We start from the raw sequence: 6,603 nt of genomic DNA on the forward strand, positions 1-6,603 counted from the left end.
ACATGACCCGTTTTGCCATAATACGATCTCCCATTACCTCTGACAGGTCTGAAAAAGTAAGGTCCAAATCACTCATATCTAACTGATCTATAACCTCATCATTGTATTGAGATCGATTTAATATTTCCATGACTCTTATTCTATCATTATTCTTCTCGTTCATTATTACTACCTCCTTTCATTTAGCTTTTCAGATGGTCCTTCCAAGCAACATTAGGAGAGAAGAATACTCCCCTTCCATTATCACCAAAACTTGGTATAGCCATTACTTGAGCTGGTTCCAAATATTTCATTACATGTAACCAACTATCAAGCAATGTATCAATATCAGCTTCTAATGGGTTCTTTAAAAGATCTATGCACATGCCACCCCAATTTAGTTCTGATACCACAGCTGGACTATTTAGTAATAATTCCTTATCAAACATGTCCAAAACATGACTACTAAAATATGTTCTAGTTCCTACCCCCAAGGGACCGTTAGGAAGAAACCTAACTGGTACAGGTTGAGAACACATATTCATCCACTTATGTAAGCGTTCACGTTCGGTATTCCACGGATAGGATACTGGCCAAAACATATGCGCCACTCCATAACTTGGTTTCACGATTTCTGCGATTTGGTCGGATAACTCAAAAAAATCCGGCCACAATTTTTGGGGTATAGATTTATGAAACTCAAACTCTAAAAATGAGCCATGGCTCAAATTAACTTCAAAACTCCCTCTATAGTTAACAGATTTATCACGATAGAGGTGAACTTCAGATACCCTACGCTCCGAAATCACTTTTTCAATAATTTCCTCACGATTATATTCTACCCGTACCGTTTCACAGTTGCTCCAATGAGTAGGAGCAACTTTTTCATTTGACTCAAACACATCCAAAATACGCCCTAGTATCTCTTCCTGATTAAAAGATACTGTGGGATACATTGCAATTGAAAAATAATTAGGTTTCATTTATATCCTCCCCTTAATACTAAATGGCCATTTGAGTATTATGACTTCTAATTCAATATCTTTATATTTAGCAGCAAACTACGCTATGACTTTGCTGTAACTGTCGCAAGTGTTCAATTTCGTAAATAACTTAACATTCCTAGTAACTTGTATATTTTCAAAAAGTAAAAACTACATCAGTATTTTAGTTTGTGTCCCTCTGCAAAGAAGTCCTCACGTTTATGTGAAAATAACTTAAAAAAGCTTACGACATAAATATGAGGACTTCCTTATTTCATTACTATGATTTGTACATCTTATGTGTTAGAAACTTCTTCTTTCATTTTATATACCCTATCTCTTTTCTCATCATTTTTGATAAAAGTAAGTTTCCCTTCCGTAACAAAACCTTCTAATATTAAGCATACTTGTCCATATGCTTTGGGCTTATCAGTTGTGAATCTTTCATCTGGTATTTTACCAGATCGTATTAATTGTTCGCATAGCTCCAATGCACTTATTTCTTCGGAATTAAGTAATCCCAAAATATCTTTTTGCAATGGCGATAAAGGTACTGGTATCTCAGCTACCTCCACTTTTTCTTCTTCAAATAAATCTTCAAATGCAATTTGATTCATTACATCTTTTCCTTTCTAATGGTGGATTTGTATAACACTAACTGAAGCCTATATGTACTAGAACTTTAAAATCTAGTTATTGTTATGTAGTCCTTACCTTATTACATGAATTTCATAACTCATGTACATCGTTTCAAATAGTATGTTTTGATTATACCAAATATACGTTCTACCATCTATTGTAGAATTCGTTACAATAGGACTGAAAGTAATAGTGAACCTGGTGGAAGGTATCTAAGTTAACCAAAGGGCAATCTACTTAGATTTTAAATTTATCCTGTACTTATTTTTATAGAAAATCATTCTATGTGCCCAAACCTATGTATACGCATGATTTCTAATGTAATACACTGTACTCGAGAAAAATCTCCAATACATGTGTGGTTTTCAAGAATAAAAATACACCTATATAGTAGGTGTATTTTTATTCTTAACTATTCTCTTTCTCTTAATAGAGTCCCATTTTTCAATTGCTATTTAAATCGCAACATCTTGGTAACCTATCCTAGCTACTTCTTCATTTATTAAACGAATACCTAATCCATTTTCTATGTCCCATGCACAATCAAATGTTAGCCCAATAATCCCCGTTTATTTTTCCATAAACCTGGTATACATGAATTTTTCACATCCATGTACCCATTTCTCATCATTATTTATTTTTGATCAGCATCTTTTAATTTACTAAGAACCTCATTGGCAGCGCTCTCAAATTTCTTAGGATTATCAGCAATAATTTCATTGAGCAAATTGATTACTGTTAATTTTATATCATTATTCATTCCTACAAGAATTTTAGCATACTCAATTCTATACAAATCATTATTTAAAATTCTTTTGTTTAGTAGCATTGCCCATTCTTTTGCATTCTCAACCATTTTTGGTAAAGCTTTAGGCATCTCCGTTAAATATTTTCCCACCTCAAAATCTTCAATTAAATGAACTAGGCCAAACATAACTTCTTCCTCTTGTGTTTCATCCTCAAATACCAGACACAACTCTTTAATAAGTTTTTCATCATCACAATCTGCTAAGTTTTCTAATGCATTGTCAAACTCTTCACATTCCGATTGATTTGTTAGAAACCTACAACTATATAATCTCTTAATCTCAAATTTGCAATCCATATAAACTACTCCTTTTAAATGAATTAATCAAGTTAGATATTATAGAATATTACTTTTTCATACTATTACATTTAAATCTCTATTCAATTGGTCCCATGAATTGAGTAATTAAATTAATATGTTCAATAAGTTTTATTTGTTGTAAGTTTTCCACTTTTTCTGATCCACCTAGTCCAAGAAGAGGTACATACCCGAAACATTTATTATATTTTGGAGTCCCATACTTTTCTACTGCATCAAGATATGGTTACCACTTCAAGTACTCATTTTTAAATATTCAGCAATTTCTGTTTACCCTCTTTCAATAGTAAATTCATAAGCCCACATATCTTTCATAGTATCCCCTGTATACTTAACAGTAATATCAATACCATTCTGAACAAGATACTTTACAATATCAAAGTGCCTACCATAAATCGCTGAGAATAGAGGATTTCTATTTGGGTCACTAACATCTAATACTGCACCATTATCAAATAAGTACTCTACAATACTAATTTCACCTTCACTAGCTGCATGTGCAATAGGCACAGACTTTGGTACACCTTCGTTTATGTTAATATCCATACCAGAGTCAACTAGAAATTTTATCATTTCCAGTTTACCAGCTCTAGCCGCAACATGTAGCCACGTTCCAAAAGGCGTTACAACATCAAGCAAATCTTTATCAGTAATAATTATCCCTTTCGCTTGTTCTATATCACCATTCTTAATTAAATCATAGATTTTCACTGCTTTTTCCTTACTATCCATAGAATCCCCCTACACTATCTTTATCTAGTTTAAACAGTTAGTGATTGATCAGGCTTTGTGTGCTCCAACAATAGTTGCCAACGACTTGTACCTTTAACTAAGTGCTGTAGAGAAAGCAGATTCAAGCATAGTATCAAAATCGCAAAAAGTTTCCATATGCTCACCTGAAGGCTTATCTAGTTCAACAAAACTTTTCTTAGAAACATTATAACAATACCAAGCTATATCTGAATCTCCCAAAAAAACCAGCTCATCTTCGCCTTTAATTGACTCCCATGTTTCATTGGCAGCAAAAAAACAATCTACCTGATTTATCGGCTCAGAATCCAAAAACTTTTGATCAATCCCATACATTTTAAGTCCATTAAATTCAATTCCATTAACTGTTTGTAAAAATTCATAGTACTGCTGTGGCAGTATCTCTTCACCAAATTTTTCTACTACAGATTTACGAAATCTCGATAACTCGTTTTCATTGGTAGGTAAATTGAGTTTACGATTTCGTTTCTCTCTTATTTTGGAAATCTGACTAACTTTCTCTCTCCACATAAATTCACCTTCTAATAAATATTTACTCCTTTTCTATGCTAGAATTGCACATAGTAATCCATAATGGTACAACCATCATAAGGCATTAGTTTCAAACTCCCCATTGTTTTTTTCATGCCATTCAAATATTTTTTTGAAGTTCCTCTAAAGTGAACGTTCTATTAGATATTTTCCTTGTAGCTCCGGCGTTGCGAAAAATCCACTTCTTAACTTGTTTGTTACCAATATTACTCATAATTAAATCCCCCTTTAGTATTTTTAATTTTAAATACCCGAAAATTCAATTTGATTAATGTATAGAGATTATAAACTTGTTTAATTTTTTTCTTAGAAATACAATAACCATCTAGCAATCACTTTGCTAGATGGTTATTAAAGATGTTTAAAAAACATAGTTTTTCTTCAATTCTATGATGTTTAGGAATAATAAAGTTGTTTAATTTTCAATAAAGTTGTTTAAAAAAACGGGGTAAAAATTAGAACCCACTCCATCTTTTAATGATTCTCGGTATAATAAAAATAAGAATATTTCGATATTTGGTTAGTCAAGTAAATTATTAAAAGGGGATTTGAATTTATGGCTTTAAATCACGAATTTGGCATAATTAATGACATTAATAATCAAAAGACTTACAAGAGTTACACTCCAGATGTACATAACTGTATTTGTATAAATGATGATATTATCAGCAATTTACTTAAATCCTTATCAACAATGAAAACGTATTTTCATTCGTTAAAACGTTCCGAATACGGTTTAGCGTATTATGGTATTACGATTATTCCACCTGAATCATTATCTCAATTCTTAGATGTGGTTATATCTTACAAAGGTATGAAGCAATCTGCTGATCTTAACGAATTAGCTAAAAAAATTATTCAAGCAAAAGAAGAGAATAAATATATGATTCACTTTGGAGTTTAAAAAAGTGGCTATTATTGATGATTCACTTTCTGAAATTAAACAACTTTATTATCACTCAATATCCGTACTTAGGAATCTCCCACTTCAAACAGTCCGTGAGGATGTTAAGTAGTGAGTAGTTCAAAAACAGATAGCACATACATTTTAACTTTTTTATACAAAATCATAAGGGATTTGGATACTGTAAAACACAGGAAAAAGGTAGTAAAATGAAAATTCTTTCTCTATAATAAAACTTAGGGCTTATAGGGAGGGGGATATATCCAATCATCTGATAGTGTAGATTAAAAGTTTAATAGAGGAAAAACAGGGGGAAGAGGAATGTCAAAAAAATTAATGTCTTTATTTTCTGTTGCGATGGTTACAGCTCTTATGATAACTGGTTGTGGTCAAAGTGATAAAGCAACTACCGAACAAAAAAAGAATGTGACAAAAGAAAATAAGGAAGAGAAAAAAGATTCACAAAAAGAAAATAAAGAAGAAAAAACGGATACATCAAAAGAAAAAGAATCTAAAGATACGAAAGCTACATCAAACGATTATTCAAAGCTTATCTCATATATGGAAAAAGAAACACAAGGGAAAACGAAAGTCCTTTATGAAAACAAAAAACCGCAAGTACATAAGTTACAAGATGTTTCAGTATCACTTGACAACTACACGTTAGTTGAATTRAATGATTTTCATACCRATTTTRATATTCCTTTTAACRRSCAAACAAATGGYGGAGTTATTCTKGCACACTATACTGTAAAGAATGATTCAAATAAAGATGTTTATTATATGCCAAATATAAATATTACATTTACAGGTGCTCAGAGAGATTACAGTAACTATAAGGATTTAATTCCAAAGGAAGAACAATTACCTACAAAGCTATCTCCAAGCAATAATTATTTAGTAAAAGCTGGGGAAAGCATTTCTGGTTATATTGCATATCCATTTGGTAAAGATGATTTAACAAAAATTTTAGAGCTATCGACAGTTTCAGCCAAAGTTCCTGAAGCACAAGCGAATAAAGGAAAATATGACGCCCCAATTGGAAGTGCTGGAAATTTGGCATTAAGTTTAAATAAACAAGGTGATCAAAAAGTTACAACAGATAAAACTTTTTATCAAGATAAAGCAACAGCTGAAAACATGGGCGAGAAGACAATGCTAAATGAGAAATCAAACATTAATAAAAGTGAACAATTAGGTGCTACCAAGGTTACATTAGATGGATATCAATTTACCAAATTCACACCAAATTCCGCTGAAGCCCCTCGATTTGGAAGTTTCAAAAATGGAATTGTTTTATTGACAGTTAAATTTAAACTCGATAACAAAGAGACCGAAGATATTTCGCCGTCTTCAATAAGTTCTACATTAAGAGTTAATGATGGTGCACAATATACGCTCAACCAAGGTATGTTACTAAATTACAAATATAATGATTCGATTAAAACTGGAACATCTGGAGAGTTATTACAGATTTTCATTTTAGACCAGGAGCAATATGAAAAGATATGGAAAAACAAGAACTTTGAGATTGAATTAGGTCCTATGATGAATAAGGATGCAAAAGACATTTCAAAAGGACACAAAGTGAAATTTACATTACCAAAATAGAATAGATATTTCCCAACGGTTTCACACAAAAAACTAAATATGTAGCTATACCCCTGAAC

General features: G+C 31.8%; 7 protein-coding genes and 3 pseudogenes. 2 read left to right on the plus strand and 8 right to left on the minus strand.

Annotation, left to right across the window (positions count from 1 at the left end):
• From AC1DIT_RS26570 to AC1DIT_RS26605, 8 genes and pseudogenes are all read right to left on the minus strand, one after another.
• Window positions 1-163, minus strand: a pseudogene (locus tag AC1DIT_RS26570) (pentapeptide repeat-containing protein); the annotation flags it as partial.
• A gap of 19 nt (window positions 164-182) precedes the next feature.
• Window positions 183-962 carry a hypothetical protein gene (locus tag AC1DIT_RS26575; RefSeq protein WP_016133087.1) on the minus strand — a complete coding sequence of 260 codons (780 nt, stop codon included), beginning with the start codon at window positions 960-962 and terminating at the stop codon, window positions 183-185.
• A gap of 296 nt (window positions 963-1,258) precedes the next feature.
• Entirely contained in the window at window positions 1,259-1,579 is a 321-nt protein-coding gene (locus AC1DIT_RS26580; protein WP_016115414.1) for a DUF3895 domain-containing protein, read from the minus strand.
• Between the two features lie 477 nt (window positions 1,580-2,056).
• Window positions 2,057-2,161: pseudogene (locus AC1DIT_RS26585) on the minus strand (DUF6985 domain-containing protein); the annotation flags it as partial.
• 74 nt (window positions 2,162-2,235) lie between these two features.
• Window positions 2,236-2,706 (minus strand): Imm30 family immunity protein, encoded by a 471-nt coding sequence (locus AC1DIT_RS26590; RefSeq protein ID WP_016115415.1) that lies wholly within the window; start codon window positions 2,704-2,706, stop codon window positions 2,236-2,238.
• 79 nt (window positions 2,707-2,785) lie between these two features.
• Window positions 2,786-2,953, minus strand: a pseudogene (locus AC1DIT_RS26595) (T6SS immunity protein Tdi1 domain-containing protein); the annotation flags it as partial.
• A 44-nt stretch (window positions 2,954-2,997) separates the two neighbouring features.
• Window positions 2,998-3,459, minus strand: a complete 462-nt coding sequence (locus AC1DIT_RS26600) for an ankyrin repeat domain-containing protein (protein WP_016115416.1) — start codon at window positions 3,457-3,459, stop codon at window positions 2,998-3,000.
• 93 nt (window positions 3,460-3,552) lie between these two features.
• On the minus strand, window positions 3,553-4,008 hold the full coding sequence (locus AC1DIT_RS26605; protein WP_016115417.1) for a YrhA family protein: 456 nt from the start codon (window positions 4,006-4,008) through the stop codon (window positions 3,553-3,555).
• A 577-nt stretch (window positions 4,009-4,585) separates the two neighbouring features.
• Here AC1DIT_RS26605 and AC1DIT_RS26610 point away from each other — a divergent pair.
• Together AC1DIT_RS26610 and AC1DIT_RS26615 are read left to right on the plus strand one after the other, a co-directional pair.
• Window positions 4,586-4,933: a hypothetical protein gene (locus AC1DIT_RS26610; protein WP_016115419.1), complete on the plus strand. Its 348-nt coding sequence runs from the start codon at window positions 4,586-4,588 to the stop codon at window positions 4,931-4,933.
• A 321-nt stretch (window positions 4,934-5,254) separates the two neighbouring features.
• Window positions 5,255-6,544 carry a DUF5068 domain-containing protein gene (locus AC1DIT_RS26615; protein WP_476998530.1) on the plus strand — a complete coding sequence of 430 codons (1,290 nt, stop codon included), beginning with the start codon at window positions 5,255-5,257 and terminating at the stop codon, window positions 6,542-6,544.
• Window positions 6,545-6,603 lie beyond the last annotated feature (59 nt).

It is taken from the genome of Bacillus sp. 05T22 (genome assembly GCF_056396765.1).

Coding starts and splice junctions, on each gene's coding strand:
- AC1DIT_RS26600 (WP_016115416.1), bottom strand. CDS start 3,459: ATGGATAGTAAGGAAAAAGCAGTGAAAATCTATGATTTAATTAAGAAT.
- AC1DIT_RS26605 (WP_016115417.1), bottom strand. CDS start 4,008: ATGTGGAGAGAGAAAGTTAGTCAGATTTCCAAAATAAGAGAGAAACGA.
- AC1DIT_RS26575 (WP_016133087.1), bottom strand. CDS start 962: ATGAAACCTAATTATTTTTCAATTGCAATGTATCCCACAGTATCTTTT.
- AC1DIT_RS26580 (WP_016115414.1), bottom strand. CDS start 1,579: ATGAATCAAATTGCATTTGAAGATTTATTTGAAGAAGAAAAAGTGGAG.
- AC1DIT_RS26590 (WP_016115415.1), bottom strand. CDS start 2,706: ATGGATTGCAAATTTGAGATTAAGAGATTATATAGTTGTAGGTTTCTA.
- AC1DIT_RS26610 (WP_016115419.1), top strand. CDS start 4,586: ATGGCTTTAAATCACGAATTTGGCATAATTAATGACATTAATAATCAA.